Annotated in this window: 23 protein-coding genes and 2 tRNA genes; 12 read left to right on the top strand and 13 right to left on the bottom strand. The window is 52.2% G+C overall.

What is annotated here, in order from left to right:
- Window positions 1-86: 86 nt before the first annotated feature.
- The 3 genes from P3X23_RS01630 to P3X23_RS01620 all read left to right on the top strand — a co-directional run bounded on the left by P3X23_RS01630 (window position 87) and on the right by P3X23_RS01620 (window position 1859).
- On the top strand, window positions 87-314 hold the full coding sequence (locus tag P3X23_RS01630) for a hypothetical protein (RefSeq protein WP_300872503.1): 228 nt from the start codon (window positions 87-89) through the stop codon (window positions 312-314).
- 13 nt (window positions 315-327) lie between these two features.
- Window positions 328-1353, top strand: a complete 1026-nt coding sequence (locus tag P3X23_RS01625; RefSeq protein ID WP_300872500.1) for an ABC transporter permease — start codon at window positions 328-330, stop codon at window positions 1351-1353.
- Between the two features lie 68 nt (window positions 1354-1421).
- Window positions 1422-1859 carry a peroxiredoxin gene (locus P3X23_RS01620; protein WP_300872497.1) on the top strand — a complete coding sequence of 146 codons (438 nt, stop codon included), beginning with the start codon at window positions 1422-1424 and terminating at the stop codon, window positions 1857-1859.
- 67 nt (window positions 1860-1926) lie between these two features.
- Here P3X23_RS01620 and P3X23_RS01615 read toward each other — a convergent pair.
- Window positions 1927-2013 (bottom strand) — tRNA-Ser (locus tag P3X23_RS01615).
- A 77-nt stretch (window positions 2014-2090) separates the two neighbouring features.
- Here P3X23_RS01615 and P3X23_RS01610 point away from each other — a divergent pair.
- Window positions 2091-2798: an O-methyltransferase gene (locus P3X23_RS01610; protein WP_300872494.1), complete on the top strand. Its 708-nt coding sequence runs from the start codon at window positions 2091-2093 to the stop codon at window positions 2796-2798.
- A 24-nt stretch (window positions 2799-2822) separates the two neighbouring features.
- Here P3X23_RS01610 and cbiD read toward each other — a convergent pair whose 3' ends face one another.
- From cbiD to P3X23_RS01590, 4 genes are all read right to left on the bottom strand, one after another.
- Window positions 2823-3935, bottom strand: a complete 1113-nt coding sequence (gene cbiD / locus P3X23_RS01605; RefSeq protein ID WP_300872491.1) for a cobalt-precorrin-5B (C(1))-methyltransferase CbiD — start codon at window positions 3933-3935, stop codon at window positions 2823-2825.
- Window positions 3936-3944: 9 nt separating this feature from the next.
- Complete coding sequence (locus P3X23_RS01600; protein ID WP_300872488.1) at window positions 3945-4625, bottom strand: HEAT repeat domain-containing protein; 681 nt, start codon at window positions 4623-4625, stop codon at window positions 3945-3947.
- 107 nt (window positions 4626-4732) lie between these two features.
- Window positions 4733-7171, bottom strand: a complete 2439-nt coding sequence (gene ppsA / locus P3X23_RS01595) for a phosphoenolpyruvate synthase (protein WP_300872486.1) — start codon at window positions 7169-7171, stop codon at window positions 4733-4735.
- 351 nt (window positions 7172-7522) lie between these two features.
- Window positions 7523-8821, bottom strand: a complete 1299-nt coding sequence (locus P3X23_RS01590; RefSeq protein ID WP_300872484.1) for a glutamate-5-semialdehyde dehydrogenase — start codon at window positions 8819-8821, stop codon at window positions 7523-7525.
- 131 nt (window positions 8822-8952) lie between these two features.
- Between P3X23_RS01590 and glgA the strand changes: the two genes are divergently transcribed.
- The 5 genes from glgA to P3X23_RS01565 all read left to right on the top strand — a co-directional run bounded on the left by glgA (window position 8953) and on the right by P3X23_RS01565 (window position 14045).
- Window positions 8953-10377: a glycogen synthase GlgA gene (glgA, locus tag P3X23_RS01585; RefSeq protein WP_300872483.1), complete on the top strand. Its 1425-nt coding sequence runs from the start codon at window positions 8953-8955 to the stop codon at window positions 10375-10377.
- A gap of 106 nt (window positions 10378-10483) precedes the next feature.
- Window positions 10484-10630, top strand: coding sequence for a hypothetical protein (locus tag P3X23_RS01580; RefSeq protein WP_300872482.1), 147 nt, complete (start codon window positions 10484-10486; stop codon window positions 10628-10630).
- A gap of 239 nt (window positions 10631-10869) precedes the next feature.
- Window positions 10870-11928, top strand: a complete 1059-nt coding sequence (hrcA, locus tag P3X23_RS01575; RefSeq protein ID WP_300872481.1) for a heat-inducible transcriptional repressor HrcA — start codon at window positions 10870-10872, stop codon at window positions 11926-11928.
- A 93-nt stretch (window positions 11929-12021) separates the two neighbouring features.
- The gene (carA, locus tag P3X23_RS01570; protein ID WP_300872479.1) at window positions 12022-13170 is read left to right on the top strand and encodes a glutamine-hydrolyzing carbamoyl-phosphate synthase small subunit; all 1149 of its coding nucleotides are present in this window, start codon (window positions 12022-12024) and stop codon (window positions 13168-13170) included.
- Entirely contained in the window at window positions 13167-14045 is an 879-nt protein-coding gene (locus tag P3X23_RS01565; protein ID WP_300872478.1) for a carbohydrate ABC transporter permease, read from the top strand. The genes carA and P3X23_RS01565 overlap by 4 nt, the downstream gene beginning before the upstream one ends.
- Here P3X23_RS01565 and P3X23_RS01560 read toward each other — a convergent pair.
- The 7 genes from P3X23_RS01560 to P3X23_RS01530 all read right to left on the bottom strand — a co-directional run bounded on the left by P3X23_RS01560 (window position 14038) and on the right by P3X23_RS01530 (window position 23346).
- A complete protein-coding gene (locus tag P3X23_RS01560) occupies window positions 14038-16059 on the bottom strand; it encodes an IMS domain-containing protein (RefSeq protein WP_300872475.1) in 2022 nt (673 codons plus the stop codon). The two genes, P3X23_RS01565 and P3X23_RS01560, sit on opposite strands and share 8 nt — an antisense overlap.
- A gap of 205 nt (window positions 16060-16264) precedes the next feature.
- The gene (locus tag P3X23_RS01555) at window positions 16265-16723 is read right to left on the bottom strand and encodes a hypothetical protein (RefSeq protein WP_300872472.1); all 459 of its coding nucleotides are present in this window, start codon (window positions 16721-16723) and stop codon (window positions 16265-16267) included.
- Window positions 16724-16748: 25 nt separating this feature from the next.
- Window positions 16749-17276, bottom strand: a complete 528-nt coding sequence (locus P3X23_RS01550) for a hypothetical protein (RefSeq protein ID WP_300872470.1) — start codon at window positions 17274-17276, stop codon at window positions 16749-16751.
- A gap of 432 nt (window positions 17277-17708) precedes the next feature.
- Window positions 17709-18938, bottom strand: a complete 1230-nt coding sequence (lptC, locus tag P3X23_RS01545) for an LPS export ABC transporter periplasmic protein LptC (RefSeq protein WP_300872468.1) — start codon at window positions 18936-18938, stop codon at window positions 17709-17711.
- Window positions 18925-19620 carry an NYN domain-containing protein gene (locus tag P3X23_RS01540; RefSeq protein ID WP_300872466.1) on the bottom strand — a complete coding sequence of 232 codons (696 nt, stop codon included), beginning with the start codon at window positions 19618-19620 and terminating at the stop codon, window positions 18925-18927. Before P3X23_RS01540 ends, lptC begins: the two co-directional genes overlap by 14 nt.
- 65 nt (window positions 19621-19685) lie before the next feature.
- A complete protein-coding gene (metG, locus tag P3X23_RS01535) occupies window positions 19686-21278 on the bottom strand; it encodes a methionine--tRNA ligase (protein ID WP_300872463.1) in 1593 nt (530 codons plus the stop codon).
- A 13-nt stretch (window positions 21279-21291) separates the two neighbouring features.
- The gene (locus P3X23_RS01530; protein ID WP_300872461.1) at window positions 21292-23346 is read right to left on the bottom strand and encodes a hypothetical protein; all 2055 of its coding nucleotides are present in this window, start codon (window positions 23344-23346) and stop codon (window positions 21292-21294) included.
- Between the two features lie 89 nt (window positions 23347-23435).
- Here P3X23_RS01530 and pxcA point away from each other — a divergent pair, with 89 nt between their 5' ends.
- Window positions 23436-24809, top strand: a complete 1374-nt coding sequence (pxcA, locus tag P3X23_RS01525) for a proton extrusion protein PcxA (protein WP_300872458.1) — start codon at window positions 23436-23438, stop codon at window positions 24807-24809.
- Here pxcA and P3X23_RS01520 read toward each other — a convergent pair whose 3' ends face one another.
- The gene (locus P3X23_RS01520; RefSeq protein WP_300872455.1) at window positions 24810-25226 is read right to left on the bottom strand and encodes a heavy metal-responsive transcriptional regulator; all 417 of its coding nucleotides are present in this window, start codon (window positions 25224-25226) and stop codon (window positions 24810-24812) included.
- A 542-nt stretch (window positions 25227-25768) separates the two neighbouring features.
- Here P3X23_RS01520 and P3X23_RS01515 point away from each other — a divergent pair.
- Both P3X23_RS01515 and folB read left to right on the top strand, forming a co-directional pair.
- A tRNA-Leu gene (locus P3X23_RS01515) sits at window positions 25769-25849 on the top strand.
- A gap of 301 nt (window positions 25850-26150) precedes the next feature.
- On the top strand, window positions 26151-26516 hold a 366-nt coding region (gene folB / locus P3X23_RS01510; RefSeq protein WP_300872453.1), incomplete at its 3' end, for a dihydroneopterin aldolase.

Below are 26516 nucleotides of genomic sequence, written 5' to 3'. Positions count from 1 at the left end.
CTAGGGGATCCTAGGAAGCGTTGCCAATTTTTAGGTGGGGGATTCTTCCCTTTGTTAAAATTTGAGCAATTCCTCGGAGAGCTGCTATGAGCGAATTAACGCCAGAAACCATTAATTGTGCAGAGGCCTGCGTCAACGGCTGTGTCCTTGGCGATCGCTGTCCCAATCGCAAGTACATTGCTGCCGCCACTAAGTTCATGAATGACACGCCCCTCGATCAAATTTTACAAATTGCAGCAGATAGCTATCCCAAACGGCTTTTAGCCTCGATTGAGCGCGATCGCCAGCGAGCAGCAAACCCACCCCAACAATAACTAGGCGTGCCTAATGTCTCGTCTGCGGGCACTGCAGGGATACCTACTGCTGCGGCTTTTGCTAGCGCCGCTGATGCTGTGGACAATCGTCACTGTCGTCTTTTTGCTCCTGCGAGCCACTCCTGGGGATCCCGTGGATGCGATTTTAGGCCCCCGTGCTCCGGCACCTGTCAAGGAAGCTCTACGAGAGCAATTGGGTCTAGCTCAACCCCTGTGGCAGCAGTACTTGAACTATTTAGGACAACTCCTGCAATTTGATTTAGGCACTTCCCTCACAAGTCAAGGGGAAGCAGTGACCAAGATTATTGCCCAACATTTTCCTGCGACCGCAGAATTAGGTCTTGCCAGTCTGGCGATCGCCTTTGGCTTGGGTGTACTCATTGGCAGTCTTGCTGCAATTAAATCGGGAACTGCTTGGGATATTGGTGGACGACTTTTTGGCATCTTTACCTACGCCTTGCCTCTTTTTTGGTTAGGGATGCTCTTGCAACTACTCTTTGCCGTGAACTTGCGTTGGCTGCCCTTAGGCACCCGCTACCCCATCAGTGAAACACCCCCCCAAGGCCCCACAGGACTGTATATTCTGGATGCACTCTTGAATGGCAATCTCCACCAATTGGGAACTGCTTTTACCCACTTGCTTCTACCAGCCGTCACCCTGGGCATTGTTCTCAGTGGCATCTTCGAGCGCATTGTGCGGGTAAATCTCAAGGAAACCCTAGCCGCCGATTATGTGGAAGCTGCCCGTGCCCGTGGTATTCCTGAACATCGGATTTTCATTCATCATGCCCTCAAGAACGCTTTAATTCCGGTGATTACCGTTTTGGGTCTGACCCTTGCTGGCCTCTTGGGGGGCGCTGTGCTAACGGAAGTCACCTTTTCTTGGCCAGGGTTAGGTCAGCGACTCTACGAAGCAATTGCGCTGCGCGACTATCCAACCGTTCAGGGAATTGTTGTTTTTTTTGCCGTCATTGTGGTTGCCGCTAGTATCCTCATTGATTTCCTCAATGCTTGGATTGACCCTCGCATCCACTACTAAGGCGCAGCTAGGGAATAGAATAGGGAACGAAGCTTGTAATAAAACTTAATGTTAGGAGGTTATTCCTCATGGCTTTAGCCGTTGGCACGCCCGCACCTGCCTTTACCGCCAAAGACACCCATGGCAATACCGTTTCCCTTAGTGATTTCAAGGGCAAAACGGTCGTGTTGTACTTCTATCCCAAGGATGACACCCCCGGCTGCACCAAAGAAGCCTGTAGCTTCCGCGACCACTACACTGCCTATCAGGAGAAGGATATTGTCGTTCTGGGCGTGAGCACTGATGATGAAACCTCACACCAAAAATTCACCGAGAAATTCAATCTCCCCTTCCCCTTGCTAGCGGACGTAGATCGTTCCATTATCAAGGCCTACGATGTCGATGGCGGCGGCTATGCAAAGCGGGTAACCTATGTCATTGACGGCAACGGCATGATTTCCCATGTCTATACCAGTGTCAAAACGGAGACCCACGCCGCTGATATTTTGGCGGATTTGGGTGTGTAGCTCTTCTCTGAGCTTTGCGACAACATTGGGCAGCTAGTGTACACTGGCTGCCTTTTTCTTAATTGAACGGAGAGAGAGGGATTCGAACCCTCGGTGGCATCACTGCCACACTCGATTTCAAGTCGAGCGCATTCGACCACTCTGCCATCTCTCCTGGCAACCCATATTTTAGTACTTTAGGTTCAGTTAGGATAAGAGAAGTCACAAAGAGTCGCTCACAGAAATATTCCTATGAGTTTTAGTCCAGAGTCCCAAATGATAACAGAGGCCTTACCCCATAACCAACAAAGGATGGACAGCTATTTTGGTGATTTTTTTGGTTTGATGCGGAAGGCACTTGTTGCTGGAGGCTCAGAACTGGGGTTAGGGATGACGCTTTTTTCTCTGGCAGTAAGTATTCGAGCTACTCGCATCATTGAAATTGGCCGCTTTAAGGGATTTTCAACCCTTTGTCTAGCAAGTGCCCTACGATTCATTGATATAGGTTGGCAAGAACCACAACAGCATAAGCAGCGACCTGACATTGATTATAGTGAATTTGAAGCGCCCAAAAAACGAGAATTGCTTTCTATTGATCCGTTTCCGACCAAGGAAGCTGAGCAGTTAATTTTTGGAGCTCATCTTGAAAACTATGTTCAGTTTATTAACGCCCGCTCAGATGAAGTCACCATTGATGGTTTGGTTGATCTCATTTTTATTGATGGTGATCACAGCTATGAGGGGTGTAAAGCTGATGTCTTTAATTATGTACCGTGGTACCTGCGGCCAGGGGGATACTTTATTTTGCATGACTACTACGGCTGGTACGATGTCGAAGGAAATAATAACTCCCCCGTTAAACAAGTCATCCATGAATTAATTGCAGAGGAACTATTTGAGCATATTTTAATTGATACTGGTTATCAGTCTTTCACCATCTTTAGAAACCCTAGCACTTAATAGAATAGCTTGCTTTGCTTTTAGTCAAAATAGCTTCTTGGACGCTAATGTTCTCAAAATGATTTCTCCAGCCTCGCTGGCAGCAACAATTTGGCGATCGCGCCCAAACAAAGCACACCCCACCTGTAATGACCGTCCTAGGGGAGCTGCACAATGGCTATGGATATAAGCAGTGGCGCGTTCCTCAATGCGGTTGGCAATGTGGCGGAGAAGCTCAGGTAAGGCTTGGGGAGCCAAGGTTTCTAAGGACTTGAGGGCAGCTTCAATAGTGGGTGCTTGCCATATTTGGTGCAGAATATCTTGATGCAGACCTGCGAGAGCACAAAAGGCAGTCAAAATCTCTTGGCGGGCATCAGCAATGTGGTGATGTGTATGAAAAATCCCCGCCGCCAGTTTAATTAATTTGCCGTGGTAGCCCAACAGAAGCAACTGTTGGACATGGTGTTGCGCCGCTGCCACTAGCATCGGGCCTAGCCAATTGGCGGTTTTTACACAGAGGAAAGGGGGGATTTGGAGCTGTTGTGCTACCTGAAGGCCATTCTCGCCAAGACAGAAAACCAAGGTAGGGGATTGGCTGGCCTTTTGCCTGAGGTCTTCTCGGTAGCGCTCCAGTTGCTCAGGAGCACTCAGGGGGTGCGCAAGGGCAGTGGTGCCCAACAGCGACAGTCCCTCAACAATGCCAAAAGCCGCATTTGAGGTGCGCTCTGCCAAGTCGCGCCCCTGAGGTAGGACAATGGTGACGGCGATCGCCCGCTCTTTGGGACAGTAGAGCAACAGGTTAGTGGTCAATAGCAACCGCGCATAGCGGTAGATAGCTGCTTCGCCAGTGGCGCGATCGCGACCCACGCCAAAACCACCGTCAATGTGAATTTTGGGGTAAGTGGCGGGGTCTTGCCAGCGCACCCAAGCCCAGATTGGAGTATGCCGCGTCAGATCAAGGGGATCGCTGGGTTCACTGTAGGTAATCGCCAAAGCCTGTTGGGAATCTAAGGGCGCTCCTTGGGGAATGGCAAAGGTTTCACAGCGGTTGGGGCGCAGCAGGGCAAGGGTCACCTCTTGAGGACAGGTGCCTTCAGTAAGGCATCGCAGGGCAGCCACTGCCGCCGCAGCAGCAAAAACAGGCAGTGTGTAACCCATCAATCCATCCTAAGCGGTCAACTGTGCCAAACTGGTGCGAGCTGCCTCAGTAACCGCTGCGGCCGAATCAGTGGCCAATTGTTCCAGGAGCGGGCGAGCTTCAGGAGTGCCAATTTGGCCGAGGGCGATCGCCAGCCGATGCCGCAGTTGCCAATCAGGATACTCAACAAACTGTCGCAGATGCTCAATGCTTTCGGGCTGTTTGAGTTCCCCTAGGGAACCAATCGCCGCCAATTTTACTAATTCTTGAGGACTCTTGAGAGCCTCCGTGAGTAGCCCAACAGCCGCAGGATTGCCAAGGGCACCTAAAGCAGCAATGATACTAAACTGCAACAGCCAATCACTCGTACTGTGGTAGGCCATTGCTAAATCTTCAAGGGCAAAGGGAAGCCGTAGGGCAGCCATGGCATCTGCTGCTGCGGCGCGGACATCGGTTTCGCTGTCATGGAGCAGGCGATTGCGCAAGAGTTCATGGGCTTGAGGTGGGTTGACCTGCCCTAGGACAGCAATTTGACTCACTGCAGCGTAGCGGACACGGGCATTTTCATCTTGGCTCAGAGGCCGGATTAGGGCAAAAGCTGCTTCAGGGGGCAATGTGCGCAGTTGATTGATTCCCCGCAGGCGATCGCCCACCTCTGCCGAAGCCAGAAGTTCCTGAATTGCCGCTGCATTCACGCCGAGATCCTCCACTTGGTTCCCTTGATCCTACTGGGTTACGTCCCCTACAGAAAAGGGCAGAGCGATCGCGACTGCAATTCCCTGCCCTCACCTTAGGAGTTGTTACCGGGTTGTGCGCTCTAGGCTTGTTTTTCAGCCTCAGCAATTTGCAACATTGTCTTCAGAACTGAGTCAGGGTTGAGACTAATGGAGTCAATCCCCTGAGCCACCAAAAATTGGGCAAACTCAGGATAGTCACTGGGAGCTTGACCACAGATGCCAATTTTGCGCCCCTTGGCCTTTGCCGTTTGAATGGCTTGTGCCACCATCCGCTTCACTGCCTCATTGCGCTCGTCAAATAGATGCGCCACCAGCCCCGAATCGCGATCCAGCCCCAGCGTGAGTTGGGTTAAGTCATTGGAGCCGATGGAAAAGCCGTCAAAAACATCGGCAAAGGCATCCGCGAGCACCACATTGCTGGGGAGTTCACACATTACATAGACCTGGAGGCCGTTTTCCCCTTGCTTCAGCCCATGTTTGGCCATCTCCGCCAGCACCCGCCGCCCTTCCTCTGGCGTGCGACAGAAGGGAATCATAAGGATAACGTTTGTCAGCCCCATCTCATCCCGCACTTTCTTCATGGCGCGGCATTCAAGGGCAAAGCCCTCCGCATAGTTGGGGTCGTAGTAGCGGGAAGCGCCCCGCCAGCCAATCATGGGGTTTTCTTCATGGGGTTCAAACTGGCGACCGCCCAAGAGGTTGGCGTACTCATTGCTCTTAAAGTCGGACATACGCACCACCACGGGCTTGGGATAGAAGGCGGCAGCGATCGCCCCAATACCTTGAGCCAACTTATCCACGAAGTATTCCGCCTTGTCGGCATAGTTCTGGGTCAGTTCAGCAATTTTCAGCTTTGCAGCCTCATCCGTCAGTTCGTCGTAGTGCAGCAGAGCCAAAGGATGCGCCTGAATGTGGTTGGCAATGATAAACTCCATACGCGCCAGCCCCACCCCATCATTGGGAATGGCTGCCAAGCTAAAGGCTTCCTCGGGGTTGCCCACATTCATCAAGATTTGGGTGCGGGTACGCGGCAGGTTTTCTAGGGTCACTTCCTCCACATGGAAAGGCAGCAATCCCTGATAGACATGCCCCTCTTCTCCCTCAGCACAGGAGACGGTGACCTCAACCCCATTGGGAATCGTTACCGTGGCATCGCCACAGCCGACAATAGCGGGAATCCCCAACTCACGGGCAATAATCGCTGCATGGCAGGTGCGTCCCCCCTGATCAGTGACAATGGCACTGGCTTTTTTCATAATCGGCTCCCAGTCGGGATCTGTGCGGTGGGTGACCAACACCTCTCCCGCTTGGAACTGATCGATATTGCTGACATTGAGGATAACGCGGGCGCGACCTTGACCGATCATTTCGCCCACAGCGCGACCCGTGGCAAGTAGCGGTCCTTTTTCCTCAAGATGGTATGTGCGTAGGACGTTTGTTGCTTTTTGGGATTGGACGGTCTCAGGGCGTGCTTGAACAATGAAGAGTTCTCCGCTGATGCCATCTTTTGCCCACTCGATGTCCATGGGGGTATAGGTGCCCCGCAGGGCAGAATAGTGCTCCTCAATGAGACAGGCCCAGCGACCGAGGGTGAGAATTTCTGCGTCTGTGAGGGCAAACTGCTTCCGCAGCGTTTCTGGCACTGGTTCATTGCGGGTGAGCTTTGTCCCACCGAGGTCATAGACCATGCGGATTTCTTTAGTACCGAGGGCTTTTTTCAGGATGGGTTTGTAGCCCGCTTTCAAGGTTGGCTTAAAGACAAGGTATTCATCGGGGTTAACCGCCCCTTGAACGACATTTTCACCCAGACCATAGGCAGCGGTAATCAGGGCAGCGTCTTTGAAGCCGGTTTCTGTGTCAATGGAAAACATCACTCCAGAGCAGGCCAAGTCGGAGCGCACCATTTTTTGGACACCCACTGAGAGCGCCACACTGAAGTGATTAAACCCCTTGATCTGGCGGTAGGAAATAGCCCGATCGGTGAACAGAGAAGCAAAACAGCGATGGCAGGCATCGAGGACCCCCTTGAGGCCATGGACATTCAGGTAGGTTTCCTGCTGACCAGCAAAGCTGGCATCGGGCAAGTCTTCAGCAGTGGCACTGGAGCGAACCGCTACGTCTGTATTAGGGCCGTAGCGATCGCACATTTTTTGGTAAGCGGCGGCAATGGCATCCGTCAATTCTGGGGGAAAGGGCGTGTGCAAAATCAGGGAGCGGACTGCCTGACCCACACGGTGGAGTTCTGTTACATCCTCAACATCCAAGCCTTCAAGGAGCCGCCGCAATTGCGTGTCGAGATTGCCCGCTTGAATAAAGTAACGGTAGGCATAGGCCGTTGTTGCAAAACCATCGGGGACATTAATGCCTTTGGGAGTTAGTTGTTGGAGCATTTCTCCCAAAGAAGAGTTTTTACCCCCCACCAATGGCAGATCTTTGCAGCTTAGGGAATTAAGTTCTAGAACAAAGGCTGTTTCTCGATTGGTTATTTCACTGGTTGGTCTTGGGATTGATTGAGTCATTGTTATACTCCTAAACATTAAGTTTTATTGATTGAATGGCTGCTTGCTGTGCCCAGAGAGAGGAAAAAGACGTGTTTGAGCCGCTCAAGCTTTGAATGCTTTTGGCTCCCTTTGCTATCTTGAATCTGTCAATCACCTGACTGCACGCGACTCCCAAGTCACAACTGTCTGTTGACAACCACAGGCTACCCCTTTTGCAAGACACTGGATCCAGCACGCACTCCCTTGCCAACAGACACTTCAAGAGTTACAGAGGTCATCCTCTGCACGGTGGTTCAATCAAGATTGCCCTACATCTCCATTCTGAAACAGAAAAATTGGCTTTGTTTGCTGCTTAATAATCCCTTAAATTCATTGGCATCCTAGATCACGATGGGTAAAGGGTTTGGCATTGGCCCCGCTATAGGTTGCAACAATGTGGCCATTCCCCACCAGTTGATATTTGTAGGTCACTAGTCCCTCTAGCCCCACCGGCCCTCGCGGTGGCAACTTGTGGGTGCTAATGCCAACTTCTGCGCCAAAGCCATAGCGGAATCCATCGGCAAAGCGGGTGGAGCAGTTGTGAAAGACGCCAGCGGCATCCACTTCTTGGAGAAAACGGGCGGCGGCGGCGGCATCCTCGGTCACAATAGCTTCCGTGTGTCCCGATCCATAGGTGGCAATGTGCTCCAATGCGGCTTCGAGACTGGGAACCACCCTAACAGAAAGGATGAGATCACAATATTCCGTGGCCCAGTCGGCATCGGTGGCAGGGGTCATAGACACCCATTCGCGGGCAAGGGCGTCTCCCCGCAGTTCAACACCGGCATTTTCGAGAACCGCTGCTACTTTGGGGAGAAACTCTTTGGCAATTCCTTGGTGCACCAGTAGAGTCTCAATGGCATTACAAGCGGCGGGGTACTGGGTTTTGGCGTCGAGGGTGATGGCGATCGCCTTCTCAATATCGGCAGCCCTATCCACATAGAGGTGACACAGGCCATCGGCATGACCGAGCACGGGAATGCGCGTGTTGTTTTGGATATAGCGCACAAACTCGTTAGTGCCGCGGGGAATGATGAGATCAACCCATTGATCGAGAGCCAACAGTTCAACCACTTCAGCGCGATCGGTGAGGAGGGCGATCGCCCCTGCGGGCACCGCCGATTTCTCTAGCCCCCTGTGAATAGCGTGCACAATTGCTTGGCAGGAGCAACGAGCCTCCTGTCCCCCCTTGAGAATGGCACCATTTCCCGACTTGATGGCCAAAGAAGCAATCTGCACCACTGCATCGGGGCGCGCCTCAAAGATCACCCCCAGTACCCCTAGGGGGCAAGTGACACGACTCAAAATTAACCCCGCATCCAATTCGCGATGGAGTTGGCGCTGCCCAAGGGGATCGGGGAGGGCTGCCACTTGACGAACCCCGGCGATCGCTGCTGCCAATTTACTGGAACTGAGTTCTAAGCGCGCATAGAGGGAAGGGTTGAGGTTATTGGCCTTGGCCTGCTCACAATCAGCCGCATTGGCTGCCAAAATCTCCTCCCTGGCGTCCTCAAGGGCACAGGCCACCTGTTCTAGAGCTTCATTGCGGGCAGAGGCATTCAGGGTGGCCAACAGACGCGCCTGCGCATGCACTTCCTTGACCCGTTGCACAAGGGGAGACTCTGTCATAGAAGCTGTAATTCCAAAGACCTATAAAGACCTATTAAGAGCCATCGTACGCCAAATTGTCCCGCACTTGTGGTAGGTTAACGGCAATTGCGTTGCCCTAGAGTTAGCCAAAAGACAGGCTCAGGAGAATCATGCGAATTCTATTTGTTGCTGCTGAGGCGGCACCGCTTGCAAAAGTGGGGGGGATGGGAGATGTGGTTGGCTCCCTGCCCAAGGTATTACGCCGCATGGGGCATGATGTGCGTATCTTTATGCCCTACTATGGCTTTTTGCCAGATAAGGTGGAGATTCCTAAAGATCCCATCTGGATTGGCCATGCCATGTTTCAGACGTTTCATGTCTATGAAACCGTGTTGCCGGGGTCGGACGTTCCCCTTTACCTTTTTGGCCATCCCTGCTTTAGTCCCCGCCGCATCTATTACGGTGAGGATGAGGACTGGCGGTTCACTTTCTTTGCCAATGGGGCAGCAGAATTTGCTTGGAACTACTGGAAGCCCCAGATTATCCATTGCCACGATTGGCACACGGGGATGATCCCGGTGTGGATGCATCAGGACCCTGACATTACCACTGTGTTCACAATTCACAACTTGGCCTATCAAGGGCCTTGGCGGTGGCGTCTAGAGCAAATCACTTGGTGTCCGTGGTACATGCAGGGGCACAACACAATGGCGGCGGCAGTGCAATATGCCGATCGCGTCAATACTGTTTCACCCACCTACGCCGAACAAATCAAAACTCCTGAATATGGTGAGAAATTGGAGGGGCTGTTGTCGTTTATTAGTGGCAAGCTCTCGGGGATTCTCAATGGCATTGATACGGAGGTTTTTGATCCCAGTACCGATCGCGCCCTTGCTCAAAACTACACTGTGGATACGCTAGAGCGACGCAAGGCTAACAAAATTGCCCTGCAAGAGGAACTGGGACTAGAGGTGAACTCCGCTGCTTTCTTGGTGGGGATGGTTACCCGCTTGGTGGAGCAAAAGGGTCTAGATCTACTGATTCAGGTACTGGATCGCTTTTTGGCTTACACCGATAGCCAGTTTGTCCTATTGGGGACAGGCGATCGCTACTATGAAACCCAGATGTGGCAAATTGCCTCACGGTTTCCGGGACGCTGTAGTGTCCAGTTACTCTACAGTGATGTGCTGTCACGGCGGATTTATGGGGGTGCCGATGCCTTCACTATGCCGAGTCGGTTTGAGCCATGTGGCATTGCCCAAATGATTGCTCTTCGCTATGGCTGTGTGCCGATTGTGCGTCGCACGGGTGGTCTTGTGGATACAGTTTCTCACCACGACCCAGAGAAACAGACAGGAACGGGCTACTGTTTTGATCGCTATGAACCCCTTGACTTCTATACCTGTCTGGTGCGGGCTTGGGAAGGCTATCGCTACAAACGGGAGTGGCACACCCTTCAGCAGCGGGGTATGCGTGAGGACTTTAGCTGGACAAAATCAGCACTGGCCTACAATGCCCTTTATAACTCAATTTATGGGTTACCGCCAGAGGCAATGCCCAACCCTCATCCAACACCGGTACCGGCAATGACCTAATGATCGTGGCTGCGCAGTGTCTGGTCATTATTGCCTACGAGTACGTTGATCTTCACTGGCAGGAGATTGACCACTGGGTACTCGACGTGGAGAGCATCCGTCCCCAGTGACGGTACTAGTGGCAGCGGGTATAACCGTGATTGCCTTAGCCCAAGGCTATGTCAGCGATCGCCCCGTTAGCAGAGATCAACTGCTCTCCCTTTGGAATAAATTGAAGCCATTGACAGGCAACTGCAACAACTCTCAGAACTAGAAGGCTCAGGCCTTTTAGATGCGGAAACGGCTCAGTTGCGCCGCCATAAACTGGTGGGAGAACGAGCGCAAATTGAGGCACCGCAGGCACAATTGCCCCCAGTAATCTCTTGCAGCTGGCGCTGACCTTAGGTCAGCCTCAATTGCTGAGATGGGAACGCTAGTTTATAGATAGATAAATTAAAATTAAACTACTAATAAATAAACAACATCAATAAGAAATCTCAGGTGTCAGGGGTGATGACGATTGAACTCAGCGATCGCCAAAAGCAACTTCTAGGCGCCACAATAAACCCTGACATTGCCACCGCAGAACCTGTCGGCTCAAAGGCGATCGCCACTGAGTACAACCTCAACGTTAGCCCAGCTACGGTGCGCAATACCATGCTGCTCCTCGAAAAAAGCGGCCTGCTTTACCAGCCCCACACTTCCGCCGGACGGGTACCCTCAGATTCTGGCTACCGCGTTTATGTAAATGAATTGGTTCAACCCATTCCCGATGTGGCTCGCAAAGCCGAAAGCCTCTTGAGTGAGCGGCTTATTTCGGGACAGCAACGCCTTGAGGTCATTTTGCGCCAAGCGGCACAGTTGTTGTCGGATCTTAGTGGTTACATTACGCTAATTACACTCCCCAATCGCTTGGAGCGGCAGATTCGGGTCATTCAACTGGTGTCTTTGGAGCCGCAGCAGGTGATGGTCATCCTTGTTCTTGACACCTACGAAACCCAGTCGGCACTGATTCAATTGGATCAAGGGGAAGAAGACCCTGAGCTCCGGGAGCGCACCCTACAGGTACTGACAAACTTCCTCAATCACCAGTTACAGGGGCGATCGCTGGTGGAACTGAGTGCCATTGACTGGCAAAAACTGGATTTGGAGTTTCAAACCTACAGCCAGCAGCTTCAGACCCTACTGCAGCAGTTGAGCGATCGTTACAGCCACCAGGGAACCTCCTTTGTCATCAGTGGCCTTGCCGATGTCCTCCAGCAGCCCGAATTTTCCCAAGTGGAGCAGGTGCAAATGCTGCTGCATCTTCTTGAAGACCAACAGGATCAACTAGCTCCCTTGATTAGTGCCGATAGCCAAGCCCCCTCGCAAGTGCAAATCCGCATTGGCAGTGAAAATGCCCTAGCACCGATGCAGTCCTGTACATTGGTCTATTCCTGCTATTGCTATGGCAACTCCCCTGTGGGCAGTGTCGGTATTTTAGGACCGACGCGGATGCCCTATGCCCGGATTATTCCGCTGGTGGCCACAGCCGCAGATTACTTGACAGAGCAAGTGAGTCGCTGCCGCTAATGACATCAAAACATGAGATACGTTCTGTGCACTTAACGGTTGGCTTTATCATGCAGAATAAACTATTGGGCTTCCGCCGTTGGAGATATTGAAATGCCTACACCCGCCTTGCTGGTTCTCGCCGATGGTTCAGTCTTTCGCGGCTTTTCCTTTGGAGCACCGGGGACAGCCATTGGCGAAGTAGTCTTTAATACGGGCATGACGGGTTATCAAGAGGTGCTCACTGACCCGAGCTATTGTGGTCAAATTGTGACATTCACTTACCCTGAGTTGGGCAATACGGGAACCACCCCCGAAGATGATGAATCCGATCGCCCCCAAGTGCGCGGTGCTGTCGCTCGCAATATCTGTGATGTTCCCAGTAACTGGCGATCGCAACAATCATTGCCCGACTACCTCAAAGCCCATCGTATTCCTGCGATTTATGGAATTGACACCCGTGCTCTTACCCGCAAAATTCGCACTGCTGGTGCCATGAATGGCGGCATTTCCACCGAAATTCTTGATCCTGTTGAACTGCTGCAAAAAGTCCTTGCCGCCCCCAGTATGCAGGGACAAAATCTAGCCAAGGTGGTGACTACTCGCACCCCCTACGAATGGAGAGAACCCACGCCGCCCGCTTGGGAATTTCGTTCCCAAACAGCTACGGAAGAGCCACCTTTGACGGTTGTGGCCATTGACTTTGGCGTGAAGCGCAACATTCTTCGTCGCTTGGCCAGCTATGGCTGCCGTGTGATTGTCGTGCCAGCGGATACGCCAGCGGAAACGATTCTCAGCTATGATCCCGACGGCATTTTCCTCTCCAATGGCCCCGGTGATCCTGCGGCGGTGCAGGAGGGTATTGAAACGGTGCGCAAATTACTGGCCGCTCAGCGTCCGATGTTTGGCATTTGTCTGGGGCATCAGTTGTTTGGACTCTCCCTAGGGGCGGAGACTTTTAAGCTCAAGTTTGGTCACCGAGGGTTGAATCAACCCGTTGGCCTGACGCGGGAAGTAGAAATTACCAGCCAAAACCACGGCTTTGCCATCACCGCAGAATCCCTTGCCCAAACTCCCGTTGAGATTACCCACTTTAACCTCAATGACAAAACCGTTGCCGGTCTGAAGCACCAAACATTGCCGATTTTTTCAGTGCAGTATCACCCTGAAGCCAGTCCAGGCCCCCATGATGCTGATTATCTCTTTGGCGAGTTTGTGGCGCAAATGCGTGCCTATCGTCAACAACACCCCCGCAGCCAATGAAAGGGCGATCGCTCACCCCCTACCTCTTTCTTGCCCCTGCTTTAGGGTTGCTGACACTGACGGTCTTTTGGCCAGCGCTACAGGCCTTTTTCCTGAGTTTCAGCCGCTATGAAACCGATCTACTGAGCCCGCCCCTATGGGTGGGATGGGTTAATTTTGCCCAATTGTGGCGCGATGGTGTCTTCTGGAAAACTTTGGGCAATACTTTTCTCTATTTAGTAGTGGTGGTGCCGATTCTGGCGATCGCCCCTCTGCTTTTGGCAATTCTGGTCAATCAACCCCTGCGGGGAATTCACTGGTTTCGCGCTGCTTATTACAGTCCTGTGATTATCTCCATGGTGGTGGCGGGGATTGCTTGGCGCTGGCTGTATGCCCCCAATGGTCTGTTGAACCAACTGGTGCAGGGTCTGCATCTGCGGGATACCCCGATTCCGTGGCTGACAAGTCCCCGATTAGCCCTCTTTAGTGTGATGGCCGTCACCGTCTGGAAAGGCTTAGGCTACTATATGGTGATCTATTTGGCGGGACTGCAGGGCGTTAGCAGTGAACTCTACGAAGCAGCCGCACTGGATGGCAGCGAGGGATGGCAACAACATTGGGATATTACATTACCCTTGATGCGCCCCTATATTTTCTTAGTGAGCATTATCTCGGCAATCTCTGCCACTAAGGTCTTTGAAGAGGTCTATGTAATGACCCAAGGCGGTCCTCTCAATAGTTCCAAAACTATTGTGTACTATATTTACGAAAACGCCTTTCAGCGTCTAGAAATTAACTATGCCTGCACGATGGGACTAGTGTTATTCCTGTTTATTCTATCTTTGTCCCTGTTAAATCTCAAGTTTGGTGGCCGCCCAGAAATGCCCCTTAATTAACCACCTGCATGCGTTGAATTAGCCATTGATCCCCACGACGGATTAAGGTGTAAAGGACACGGTAGGGATCCCTATAGGAAATGTCATTGCGCAGTTGCCCCTGTTCATAAAAATGAGCCTCTTCCTTCACTTCCGCCAACACCTCTACCCGATCGCTCCCTTGGGGACGTACTGCCTTCACTTCTAGGTTCTTCAGGGTGTACACCCAATGGCTGTCCTCGGCCTTTAATCCCTGTACCCGCGATCGCCAACGGCTCAGCTCTGGCTCCGCCAAAATCGTTGCCAGCTTGTCCATTTCAAACGCTGTCCCAAGGGCTTGGGCTTTAATTTGCTGCCAAGTACGCAGGCGATCGCGAGCCATCTCCGGCGTTAACGTTGTCGCTAATGTCGTTGGTGGTGGTGTAGGTGTTGCCACAGGTGTAGGCGTGGGTCTTAGCGGTGGCGGTGGAGAGGCGGGAGCTTCAGCAGTGGGGGTTGGCCAATAGACTTTTGCCAAGGCTCCTAATCCCACAAGCACAACCGCTGCACCTGCCCAAAACCACATCTGATGTTTTTTGCGATGACTCCTTGGAACCCTGCGCCGTTTATGGGAGCGGGGTTGGGGTGCCACTGTCTGAGTGACTGAAGAAGAGGTAGAGGCCGATGCAGAAAACCCTTGACCCAGCTCGGTGTGATACTGCCAAGGCAATGGTTGTGCTGTGAAGGAAACGGGAGATGGCACAGTCACCGCTGGTGTCATCACGTCGGAACACATAGCAGTGCCGGTGCTAGGTGGCTCAGCAGCAAGAGATTCGTCACCCAGCGCTTCTAAGTAGGTTTGGATATTGGGATCGCCAAAGTAGGCCTCCAAGGCCACGGGTGTTTCCCCTAAGTCCCGAAAGGCAGGGTAAATTTCCTCCCGTAGCCATTGCTCTGTGTGGTAGTAGAGTCCCGGCAGCAGATCGCCGGCGTCGTTGGCATGGCTGCGGATAAAGGCTAAACTCTGCTGATCTTGGGATTTATCCAGCGCTGCCAATGCCTCAGCAGGTTGTCCCAGTAGGAGTAAACAACTGGCCAGTTCAAGGTAGATGTCTTGATTGGGCAGCAGCCGCTCTAGTAAATCCTTAGCACGGCGAATATAGCTAGGTTGAAGTTCCTGCATCCCCCGCGCCACCAGTGCATGGACTGCAAGGTAGGTCGCCACTGCTGAGGGACGCCGTGATTCCCGTTCAAAAAGTTCCTGTTGCTCTGCCACAGTGAGATGGCTGCGCAGTTGCAAAATAAATTTGAGAAAATCCTCAACCCCTAGGCCAGAGTGATCCTCATGGCGCCCTTCAATACCCCCGCGATCGCTGAGCATCTGCCGCAGTAATAGAATGCCCCGCTGCCGATTGACACTATCGGATAAAGGCAGTGCCAGTAGCTCAAGAATGCGATAGGGACGCAGCCGATTGAGTTCCGTCTGAAACTGCTCTTGAAGTTCAGGAAAGAGTGTTGCCCGCTGTAGCACTCCTAAACCGGCTTCTAGATGAGAGGCAGCTGCTTCGTAGGACTGCCGCTGCCATTCTTGGCGTCCCAATTCCAGATAGGCTAAGGCAACTGTCAGGGTAATGTCGGCAACGATGGCCGAGGGCGTGTAAGGACGGTTGAGATCAAAGGTGCCTCTTTGAAGAAACTGTTCTCCTAGTTTGACCACTTCAGAGTAGTTGCCCAGTTCATAGAGGAGTAGGAGCGCTCCTGAGAATTGCTGATCACTAATTTCAAGCTGGGGAGCTGTGGCATCGGCCTCCAACTGGGCAATCAAATCATCGGAATCAATGACACGGCAGTGGCGATCGTAGGCATGGCGCTGCTCTGGTTCTCGCAAAACCGCATAGGCTTGCTCTATTAGTTCACGACGGGTAGCAACAGTGGCAGGAGAGTGCTGATGGGTGGGGAGTTGCAACAACCGATCTTGAAATGCCTGTTCAATTTGCTCCGGCGTTGCCTGAATTGGCACACCCAGCACTTGGTAATAATCGAGGGGAATGCGCACCTGAACCCAAACCTCTACAGATAAACCCGTCCATCAACGACAACACTTTGTCTTTACAACAAGGACAGGGAACCACTGCCAACGATTCCTTTGCCTTAGGCACGACATTCTATAGTGTTCCTAGGAAATAAGGAGGCATCAAGCGTTTTACAGTATCACAATTTTTGCTCATCAGGCGGAGTCGGAGGCTGTATTTAGTTTGTTCTTAACCCCGTACTTTTGCCGTAAAGCCAGAGGCCTTAAATTGCTCTAGCTGTAAAGGCGTTGGTTGGTTGTAGGGCACACTAATGCGAATCTCAAAATCGCTAATCCCCGGTGGGATGACATCAATCGTGCCGACCCGTGTGCGATTTTGCAATACTGGATTGCCATTGGCATCGTAGATACGGCCAAAGACATCTGCATCCACTACCGTTTTGCCAGATTTATTCTCTGCTTTACCGGTAATCAGGTAGCAGTTGGCCTTGAGGGTTGTCCCCCCCGAGGTGACTGAGCCCTCGCCAATTTCTGGTGGGCATTCATGGTAACTCAGGTCAAAAAGCCGCACTTGAATGGTTGCGATCGCCGGCGGCGTTGCGATACTTGACCAGCACAGTATGCTCAAAAGCAAACACACGACGCCTCGACGCAGATACCGCACAAATCGATTCGCACTCATGGTCATCGCTCAGCACACAAATACGTCCCCATTATCCCACAGTCATGAGAATCCATAGATCTACGGTGCCTAGTAGCAGCGTCAAAACGGCCAAAATAGCGTACATCCAAGGCTGAGCAAGGGGCTTAACCATGTCGGTGGGTAATCCCGTGTGGGCTTCAATGGCGCGCATCATTCGGGCGAAGCCTGCAACCCGCATGGGGAGAAGGTATCTTTGATCTCCAGAAGTTACAAGGTAATACACCAAGCCCCCTTGACTGGTGCTGCGGGGCTGAAGCCCTTGAATCTCCGACCAAGTGAGTTGCCACTGCTGCCGCAGAAAAGGCGGAACCCAACGGGGATAGGTGAGGCGGATTCCTTCAGCATCCAGTTCCACCCGTTGACTCAGTGCACCCCAGAGCAAAAGACCCCCACAGGCGATCGCCCCCCATAGGAACCAGGGTGAAACAGGGGCAGCCGTCTGCACTGCCAAAAAGGGTAGAGGAAGGGTGAGCGCCCCATAGAGAGCTATCAGTGTTCCAGAAATCAGCGGTGAGGTTTTGAAGTGCAGGGTTTCCATTATCGTTGTTATGTCAAGGATTCGTTATCCATAGAATAACCAAATGGCAAAGGCATATTCAGTTTCCTTCACCACTGGTTATGGGAATGAGTGTAATCGGCGGCGAAGGCCACCACATCTCCCGTACGGGGGCTGAGATCAAAGATCAAATGGGTTTCTCCGCCGTGAACTCAATCTTAGAAAAGCGAATGCCATAGTGCTGGTAAAGAAGGGTTTGCATCCTTTGCGTCGCTTGGAGCAGAATCTGTCCTATGGTGTCCTGGGGATCAAAGCGCAGTCGCCCACTCCCCGCACCGACTGATCTACCATCCCCATAGGAATTTGCACATCTGCAAACCCCGCCTTCTCAGCCGTAGCAATTACCTGCTGACACTGAGGGGTGAGGAGAATCTCACCCCCCAGGTCGAGAATTTACAACGTACAGCACTAGCCCTAGGGGAGGCGCAGTTGTACGGGCACTTCACTTTGAACATTGCCACTGACAATCACCTCCTGGCGATCTAGCCACCCTTTTGCCCGTTGTCCCTGAACCTGAAGACGGGGGTTGTTCTGGCGGTAAAAGACGCCCCCTTGAGCTTCAACTTCCTGTTGGGGAATCCGCCAGATCAGTTGAGCCGTGCGCAGGTGGGCATTGGGGCGCTGAATTTCCACTTGACCGCTGGCTGCCACCCGTTCTTGGGGAATCCACCAAGTGAGTCGCTGGGCACGCAGTTGCGCCTGTTGGGGTTGACTGTTGATCTGGGCATTGTCAAAAATGGCGCGGCTTTCAGCAATCAGGAAGACAGCGCGATTGGCCTGTCCTTGAATCCCTTGGCTGGGGTACTGTACCCGCAGTGGGCGATCGCTGACCAATTGCTGCTGCGGAATCAGCCAGCGCACCATTTCTCCCTCAACCCGCAGGGCAGGGTTGGGAAGTTGCACCTGGACTCCCCCTTCAAGGGTGACCACTTGATCGCTGATTGACCAGATTGCCCTTTGTGCCTGGAGCTGTTGCCCTTGGCGATCGCCCCCAACACCGATGACCGTAACCCCCCCTTGACCAATGCCTCCGACCAACAACCGATTGAGCAGCTGCTGCCACACCAAACTCTCAGTCTTGAGGCGCAGATCCTTGGCTGCTTTGGCCACCGATGTAACCTGCACAGCCTTGAGCGCCCGCAGTTCTTGGCGTTGGCTATCGGCTTCGAGGCGCTTGGCGGTAACACTGACTTGGGGATAGCGGGCCTGCAGGTTTTTCTGGGCAATGAGTACCCCGCGCTCCCCCTGCCAAACAAATTGATCAGCAACAATGGTGCCCTTTTGCCGCAAATCGGTGACCGTGGTGCGGCCTTCGATCCAAAGTTGACCCTCCCGCTGGCGTACATTCACCGCCTTGGCTTGCACCTTATAGGCGGGCTTACCCTCTGCTTTTAGCTCACCGGTAAGGTTTTGGATCTGTAACTGCCGGCGATCGTCATCGCGATAGCGTGCTCCCGCCGCTTGCAGTAACCAGAGGAGTTCCCCCTTGGCATTGGTTTGCCGCAGGGTTAAATTTTGCAGCTTTACCTCACCTGTGACTTCTGGTTCTGGTGATGGCTCCTCACTTACCCATTGATCCCCCCAACCACAACCTGTCAAGACCAGCAACAGGCAAAGGAGGAGGGCAGTTCTAGGCAGATGCATTGTTATCTAGATTCTCTACAGTCTTTGCTGAATCATCTGCAGCAGTGACCCCCTTGCTTTCAGAGGTCTCTTGCTCCCAGTGAGGGGTGACAATGGGGGGTGGTGTTAAGCTACCAGTAACAGGGCGGTAGGTGTAAGTAGAGCGGGGCGCTTTTTGGATTTCTTCACGGATGCTTTCGAGATCAATGTAGCGATCCGCAACGTTAATCAAGCTGTCACTGGTCATTGATCGCAAGCTCACCACTTCGACCCGTGCCCCGCGATAACTGACAGCATCCACTGCATAGGCCAAATCTCCATCCCCACTGACCAAGATGGCGGTGTCATAGCAGCCCACTAGCGCCATCATATCCACAGCAATCTCCACATCAAGGTTCGCTTTTTTAGAACCATCAGGCAGTTGGACGAGTTCCTTGGAGACAACGCGGTAGCCGTTGCGGCGCATCCACAGCAAAAACCCCTGCTGTTTTTCATTCGTGGGGTCAACACCAGTGTAAAAGAAGGAGCGAAAAAGACGAGAGCCTTGGGTCAAGTGGCAGAGGAGTTTTGAATAGTCAATTTCAATACCCAGTTGGAGTGCTGCATAGAATAGGTTGGATCCATCAATAAAGATGGCAACGCGCCCGCGATTTTGTAACACCTGTTCTGGGGTGTAAATGACTGAAGATGAAGGTGTAACCATGTAGAAATCATCTCAAAAAAAGTGTGTTATCGGAATATAAAGTCATACTTCTAGCGTATCGCGCTTCAAGGAGAATCGGTGACGGTGGGGGGGAGGGGAAGTTTTTGGAAAATTGGCTCTGGATTGGCCAAAGGCTGCAGGGCAGGGAGAACTCCCCACTGAGCCTGGCGATCGCTCAAAAGGTCTGGGGCAACAACGGCTGTGTTAAATTGAACAGTATAGCCCAACTGCCGATAGATTGCCTCACTCAGCTGGGGGATAATCGGCGCCAACACATAGGCCACAAGGCGCACTGACTCCAGTACCGAGTAAAGAATTTCGGCAACGGCTTCGGTTTCTCCCGCCTTGTAGCGTTTCCACGGTGCCTCCTCATCGAGGAATTTATTGCCTGCCCGCGCCAAGGTCAGAGCCTGTTGGCATACCTCATGGAAGGCCAAGTGCCGATAGCTTTGGGCATAGATTTGGCTAAGGTGCTCTGCCAGTTGCCGCAGCGGCTGCTCTTGAGGAATGGCAGTTCCTTGAACGTTGGGCACGTGCCCCCCTGTGTATTTCCACGCCATTTTCAGGGTGCGATTGAGCAAATTCCCCAAATCATTGGCCAGATCGGCATTGAGAATATTGACAAAGCGGGTCTCACTAAAATCCCCATCGCGGCCAAACTCCACCTCTTTCATAAAGTAATAGCGCACCGCATCAGCACCATACTGCGCCACCAAAGCAAAGGGATCAAGGGTGTTCCCCAGACTTTTGCCCATTTTCTGGCCATCCTTGGTCAGAAAGCCATGGACAAAGATCTGCTCCGGTAGGGGCAAGCCCGCCGACATTAACATGGCTGGCCAAGAAATCGCATGGAAGCGCAGAATATCCTTACCGATAATGTGTAGATTAATCGGCCACCACCTCTTGAGGGCATTGGCCAAGGTTGGTTCTTCATCGGGTTCTAAAAGCGCCGTGACATAGCCCAAGAGGGCATCAAACCAGACATAGAGGGTCTGCTCTGGATCCGTCGGCACAGCAAAGCCCCAAGCCAAATTCACCCGCGAAATGGAGAAGTCCTGAAGCCCCCGCTCAATAAAACTCAGTACTTCATTGCGGCGGCTGGGGGGCTGGACAAAGTTAGGGTGGGTTGCGTAGTAATCTAACAGAGCCTGCTGGTACTTCGAGAGGCGGAAGAAATAATTGCGCTCATCTCGCCATTCCACTGTCCGATTCACATGGATTGGGCAGCGCTTGCCCTCCAGTAACTCCCGCTCGTCTTTGAATTCCTCGCACTCAACACAGTACCACCCCTGCTGCTGCCCTAGGTAGATGTCGCCGTTGTCCCACAGCCGCTGAAAAAACTCGTTGACAATGGCTTGATGACGCGGACTGGTGGTGCGGCTAAAGACATCGTACTGGATCTTGAGTTGTTGCCAGAGGGATTGAAACCCAGCGGCAATCTCGTCGCAGTGGGCTTGGGGACTCACCCCCCGCTGTTGAGCAGTGCGTTCAATTTTCTGACCATGCTCATCGGTGCCAGTAATGAACCGCACTTGGTAACCCTGCAAACGGTAAAAGCGAGCCAGTACATCGGCAGCAATGGTGGTGTAGGCACTGCCAATGTGGGGAAGGGCATTGACGTAGTAGAGGGGGGTAGTCAGTGAAAAGTGCGGTGACAAGCGACGATTCTCCCTAGGGGGTCGAGCAAACGGCGTTATTTATCATAGTGCCATTGGTGACGGCCTGCGGGCGATCCCCCACCGCCAAATCCACCCAAGGACTAAAGGGGCCTTCCTGTTCCCTGCCATTGGCCGCTAAGTCACTGTGGCAAAGGTACAGGCGATCGCTCACCCGTGAGCACAAATCCACCAGTAAATGCTCCAGACGTTCTGACTCCAATTGCCACAGCCGCGCACTGGGACTTGCCGTCCCCCGACGCAAAAAGATGGGTGCCTGCCAGAGACATTGCAAGCCACCATCCTGCCAACGTGGACTCCCCGCATCCAGCCAGAAATGCCAGCGATGAGCCAGTTGGGCACTGCGATATTGAAATGTTGTTGCCAGTAAGACCCCTTGAGGTTGCCACAGGAGTGGGGTCGGATCGGCTGTCACAGTGCCCTGCCGCAGTAGGGAGATCCATTCCCGCAGTCGCTCAGCGATTGGCGTGGCTCGGTGTTCCGCTAAGTGGTCATAAACTTGCCAGTAGGTAACTATGCCCTCAAGGAGCGATCGCAAAGGTGCCAATTCACTGGCCGTTAGATTTTGGGGCCAAATGTAGCGTTGAATAGCTGCATCGAGCACATCGGTAGGGACGTGTTGGGCACTAAGACCGCCTAACCAATTACAGAACTGGCTATAGGCCTCGGTGGCGCGATAGCCAAAGCGATCCCAATGACTATAGCAGGTGGCCGGCAGCAGTTTAGGTTGTCTGGGATCGGGTTGAAAGCAGTAGTTAGCCAATAGGCCGGCGCGCACCGGATCAATGTCACGCGGCTGAAAAATCGTCAGCATTTCCGCAACGGTAGTTGCCTCTAGGCCAATCCCAATGTCCGGATAGACAAAACTTAAGAGGGTTAGCAAGGCACGCACGAAGGGAGATTGAATCAGTGGCCGTTGTTCATTCCAGATGACGAGGGGAATGCCGCGTTTTTTTAGCTCAGTGCTGAGGACATAGCGGGCAATGCTGTCTAAACCAGGGGCAAGGATGGCAATTTCTGTTGGCTGTATAATTCCCCGGTGAATAGATTTGGCAATTGTCTCAACAACCTCCTGTAATAGCTGCATCCGCGAGGTGGTTTGAATGGCCTCAATTGTGCTCGGCAGTGAGGGTTGGGGAGTTGTGAGCAGTTCCTGAATTGAAAGCCGGAGATCGGCTGTGCCAAAAATTGTGTTTCCGCAGGCGGGCAGATCAATCACCCTAGCCTGTTGTTTCAGGTTGAGAAAGGCATCGGGATCGGCACCGAGGCCAACACGTACGGCACCAATGGGCTGATGAGTCAGGGTAATTGCAATCGTCTGTTGGTGGCAAAGTTCCAGCAGATCTGCCATAACCGCTGGATAGTTGTGGGTATTGTCAGCAAAAAGACACTGAAACCGCTGTTTTAAGGAGGCTTGGTATTGGGGATGGTTCAGCAGAACATGGCCAAATAGGGCGGTGGTGATGCCGTAGGTGAGCAGGCTGTGTCCAGTACACCAAGCTTGCCATTGGTCTAGGGCGCTCGCGATCGCTCCCACCGTTGCCGAAGGAATGTCAAGCTGATGCTCATTCATCAACTGGGGCAGGTCATTAAGGCTAAGACGGGCAAACGCAGCCAATTGAAAGATATCGAGGAGGTGCCGTGTGGCGCGATTGTGGTTCTCACTGAGGGGGGCAAAGGTGTTTTTCTCTAGCCAAGGCCGCCAAAGCCGCTGTGCCCACAGCAATTCTGTTTCCGGCTTAAGATGCAAAGGGAGACGAGGAGCCACAACCTTTGCCTGCACTAGCAGCGGCCAAAAAAGTTCCACTTCATCCTGCATAAACCCCAAGAGTGTGGCAATGTAAGGCGTATGGCCACTGCCCAATTGCTGTTCAATTTCCTTCTGAATGACCCAGCGACCCTCGACTGTATCCGTCAAAAAGAGGAGCGATTTCTGCCCTAGGGTCAACGCAGCGGGCGTGCCTTGAGCTTTCTTAATCCACTGGCCAAAATGTTGAATCAATGCATAGGTTTTACCACTGCGACTACCGCCACTGATCCACTGCAACACTGGCAACCTGGCTCCAAAAGTGAATTTGCTACGATTTTATCTATCCTATCGATTTATTTCTTTTGCGGTAGCCGTTGAGAACAACAGCAATGTCCAGCAATCCCTTTGTGCGCCTCAGAGACTGGATCAAACATGCAAAATGGTGGTATCTCACAACCCCTAACCGTGCCCTCCAGGAAGCCTACGAAGCTGCACTAAAAATTCGGGAAATTGAAATAGAACACTTTGACGGTCAACCCATTAGCCCCCTCAATTTGCCCGTGGGAGAAGTCTCCAGTTATTTTGAGGTAGAGCTAAAACGACTGCTGAAAACTATTCGCATGCGAATGACAGAGTTCCGCGCCAGTCGGCAAATTCTGCCCCTTGCGCCCCCCCAGCGTCTGCCAACTCCTCCAGCTAGCAGTGTTAATAATGCTGTGGAAACCTATTCAGTGACCAGCCCCCCTGAGGAACCCAGCGTCTATGAAAAGCTGCGCGTCATTGACGCCACCCTCAACCGTTATAAACGGCAGCGAGAAAAGGAACTCAATGCCCTTGCCCGTCCTAGTCTCAGTCGTCAAGACCCTCAACAACGCCAGCAGGCGGCAGCCCTAGACAAAATTGAAGAAAGTTCTCTGTATTTATCGGAATATATTAGTGATGATCTCACCACTGCTTCTAAACTTGACAGTAGCAGCTTTATTCCTCGCTCTATTTTGCGCACTGCCGATCGCTTTCGTCGTGAGCTAAACTCTGATGAAGCCACTGAAGCTGAAGTTGTTCGTGATTTTCGCACCTCTAAACTGCGCACCCGTCTTGCCGTTCGCTTCATGCTGCTGCTAGTGATTTTGCCCCTGCTGACGCAGCAAATTTCCAAAGCACTGATTGTTAGTCCTCTGGTAAACCACTTTAAGGCTGTGGGTCAGATTGAACGGATCATTAACTCTCAACTGGAGGACAATATTCTGGATGAACTGGCTCGCTTTGAAAACAAAATTCGCTTTGAAAGTCTGGTGAGTAATGTGCCGGTTTCTTCAGAGGAAATTCAAGCTCGCATCCGCGAAAAGGCGATTGAGCTATCCACAGAATATCAAAAGGAACTGATTGAACCGCTGAAAAATATCCTCTCCGATACACTGGGATTTGCTGTCTTTTTGACGCTGATCTTTACGGGTCAACGACAACTGGCAATTGTCAAAGCTTTTTTGGATGAGGTGGTCTATGGCCTTAGCGATAGTGCTAAAGCCTTTATCATTATCTTATTTACCGATGTGTTTGTGGGATTCCACTCCCCCCACGGTTGGGAGGTGCTTGTCAATAATGCCCTAGAGCACTTTGGATTTCCTCGCAATGAGGATTTCATCAATATGTTTATTGCCACGTTTCCGGTGATGTTGGATACGGTGTTTAAGTATTGGATTTTCCGTTATCTCAACCAGATTTCCCCATCGGCAGTGGCTACCTACAAAAACATGAATGAATAGTTAGGCATGGTGGACGGGTTGCAGAATGGGACAGATGGTTCCCCCTGAGGGGTAACTGGGCGATCGCCAGCCCGATAGGAGGCCTTGCAATTCCTGTTTAAGGATGTGTAACTGCTGAATTTGTGCCTCAATGGCGGCCAATTTTTCCTCTAGCTTTTCCTTGATATGGTCACAGGGAATCTCACCGCGATCGTACACCTCAAGAAAGGCTTTGATGTCGCTCAGGGTAAGACCAAGGGACTGGGCACGTTTAATAAAACTAAGGCGTGCAAAGACATCCTCAGCAAAAAGGCGGTAACCACCACTGGTTCTGCCAACGGTCTTCAACAGTCCCAATTCCTCGTAGTAGCGAATGGTCTTAACGGGAAGGCCACTACTGTGGGCAACAGTACCAATCAGATAGGCGGCTACATTCATAGCAGTTCTCCTAAGATCAGCGAGAAAGCAATTTTAGAGAGGAGCAGTTTCTACTGTAAACGCAACTAGCGATTTATTGCTTCGCAATTAAATCGTAGTTTCTGAATCCTGTTACCAGAGAGGAAGGCGGCGCTCTCGCCTACTGCCAAGAACGTTTGCCTTTGCAGCACCCCAAGTCATTTCTGCCTGTGGGTTTCGGGTTGAAATGGTTCAGGCCAACTTTTGGCCTGTTCCCTACATTTACAAATCGGGTGATGCTAAGACTTGCAGGTTCAAAGCCCCTGCGGTGCGCAGTTGTACCTTTGTCCCCAGACGCCCAGAGTTCTTGTCTAGTGGGCAATAGTGCCGTCCTTGGCTGGAAAAAATACCCCGTCCGCTGCTAACTAGCGATTCCCAGACGAAGGCTGTAGCCTGCTTCTGGGAATATGACGCTTCGCGTTCATTCATAGGATGCGCGGCGGCACTGCTCAATTTTTTGCCACTGGGAGGCCAGATTACCACTTTCAAAAATTCAGCAATCTGCGCTATAATCATTGAGCTAAGCGGATGTGGCGGAATTGGTATACGCGCACGTTTGAGGGGCGTGTGGCTTTGCCTTGCGAGTTCGAGTCTCGCCATCCGCATCTTTGCTATGGGTAAATAAAGAAGGCGATAGGTGATCATCAGCAGCACACCCTCTAGCCAATTCGTACGCCCATCACTGCTCAGGAAGTTGGTGATGGCAACCGCAGCACAACGGCCAACAGTTCAAAGGGATTAAAGCGCGGAATTGGAAATCCAAGCCGCAAGGGGAATAATGGCGAGGCCACTGAGGATAAAGCTCACCATTGGTGGCATTTTGACGATAAAGTTAAGGAGGGCAAGGGGCACAAAAATCAGTAAGCCCAGCAGAATTTTTTCCTGTGTTGTTATGGATCGATACCCTTGAGCGAATCATCAATTGACTGTCTCCACCTCTCGGGAATTCGCTACTACAGCTATACGGGCGCCCTCCCGGAGGAACAAATTCTTGGCCAGTGTTTTGAGATTGACATTAAGCTTTGGTTTGATATGGCACAGGCGGCGGCCAGCGATCGCCTTGAAGACACCCTTGACTATCGTCCCCTGTTGCAGGCAATTGAGCAGCTCATGCGGCAACAGCGCTTTCAGTTACTCGAGACTCTTGCGGCAGCGATTATGAACCTGTGCCTTGCCCCGCCCCAAGTGCAGCGGGCAGCGGTACGCGTAACAAAACTTGCCCCGCCAGTGCCCAACATTACAGGTCAAATTAGTGTTGAAATGGTACGCCCC

This window comes from Thermosynechococcus sp. Uc (assembly GCF_029335995.1).
Taxonomy (GTDB): Bacteria; Cyanobacteriota; Cyanobacteriia; order Thermosynechococcales; family Thermosynechococcaceae; genus Thermosynechococcus.
Note: the sequence above shows the minus strand (reverse complement) of the source record. Positions and strands in the feature narration are given on the sequence as shown.

Excerpts from the sequence above, each read along its gene's own strand:
- P3X23_RS01630 (WP_300872503.1), top strand. The coding sequence starts at position 87 with ATGAGCGAATTAACGCCAGAAACCATTAATTGTGCAGAGGCCTGCGTC.
- P3X23_RS01625 (WP_300872500.1), top strand. The coding sequence starts at position 328 with ATGTCTCGTCTGCGGGCACTGCAGGGATACCTACTGCTGCGGCTTTTG.
- P3X23_RS01620 (WP_300872497.1), top strand. The coding sequence starts at position 1,422 with ATGGCTTTAGCCGTTGGCACGCCCGCACCTGCCTTTACCGCCAAAGAC.
- P3X23_RS01610 (WP_300872494.1), top strand. The coding sequence starts at position 2,091 with ATGAGTTTTAGTCCAGAGTCCCAAATGATAACAGAGGCCTTACCCCAT.
- cbiD (WP_300872491.1), bottom strand. The coding sequence starts at position 3,935 with ATGGGTTACACACTGCCTGTTTTTGCTGCTGCGGCGGCAGTGGCTGCC.
- ppsA (WP_300872486.1), bottom strand. The coding sequence starts at position 7,171 with ATGACTCAATCAATCCCAAGACCAACCAGTGAAATAACCAATCGAGAA.
- P3X23_RS01590 (WP_300872484.1), bottom strand. The coding sequence starts at position 8,821 with ATGACAGAGTCTCCCCTTGTGCAACGGGTCAAGGAAGTGCATGCGCAG.
- glgA (WP_300872483.1), top strand. The coding sequence starts at position 8,953 with ATGCGAATTCTATTTGTTGCTGCTGAGGCGGCACCGCTTGCAAAAGTG.
- hrcA (WP_300872481.1), top strand. The coding sequence starts at position 10,870 with ATGACGATTGAACTCAGCGATCGCCAAAAGCAACTTCTAGGCGCCACA.
- carA (WP_300872479.1), top strand. The coding sequence starts at position 12,022 with ATGCCTACACCCGCCTTGCTGGTTCTCGCCGATGGTTCAGTCTTTCGC.
- P3X23_RS01565 (WP_300872478.1), top strand. The coding sequence starts at position 13,167 with ATGAAAGGGCGATCGCTCACCCCCTACCTCTTTCTTGCCCCTGCTTTA.
- P3X23_RS01555 (WP_300872472.1), bottom strand. The coding sequence starts at position 16,723 with ATGACCATGAGTGCGAATCGATTTGTGCGGTATCTGCGTCGAGGCGTC.
- P3X23_RS01550 (WP_300872470.1), bottom strand. The coding sequence starts at position 17,276 with ATGGAAACCCTGCACTTCAAAACCTCACCGCTGATTTCTGGAACACTG.
- lptC (WP_300872468.1), bottom strand. The coding sequence starts at position 18,938 with ATGCATCTGCCTAGAACTGCCCTCCTCCTTTGCCTGTTGCTGGTCTTG.
- P3X23_RS01540 (WP_300872466.1), bottom strand. The coding sequence starts at position 19,620 with ATGGTTACACCTTCATCTTCAGTCATTTACACCCCAGAACAGGTGTTA.
- pxcA (WP_300872458.1), top strand. The coding sequence starts at position 23,436 with ATGTCCAGCAATCCCTTTGTGCGCCTCAGAGACTGGATCAAACATGCA.
- P3X23_RS01520 (WP_300872455.1), bottom strand. The coding sequence starts at position 25,226 with ATGAATGTAGCCGCCTATCTGATTGGTACTGTTGCCCACAGTAGTGGC.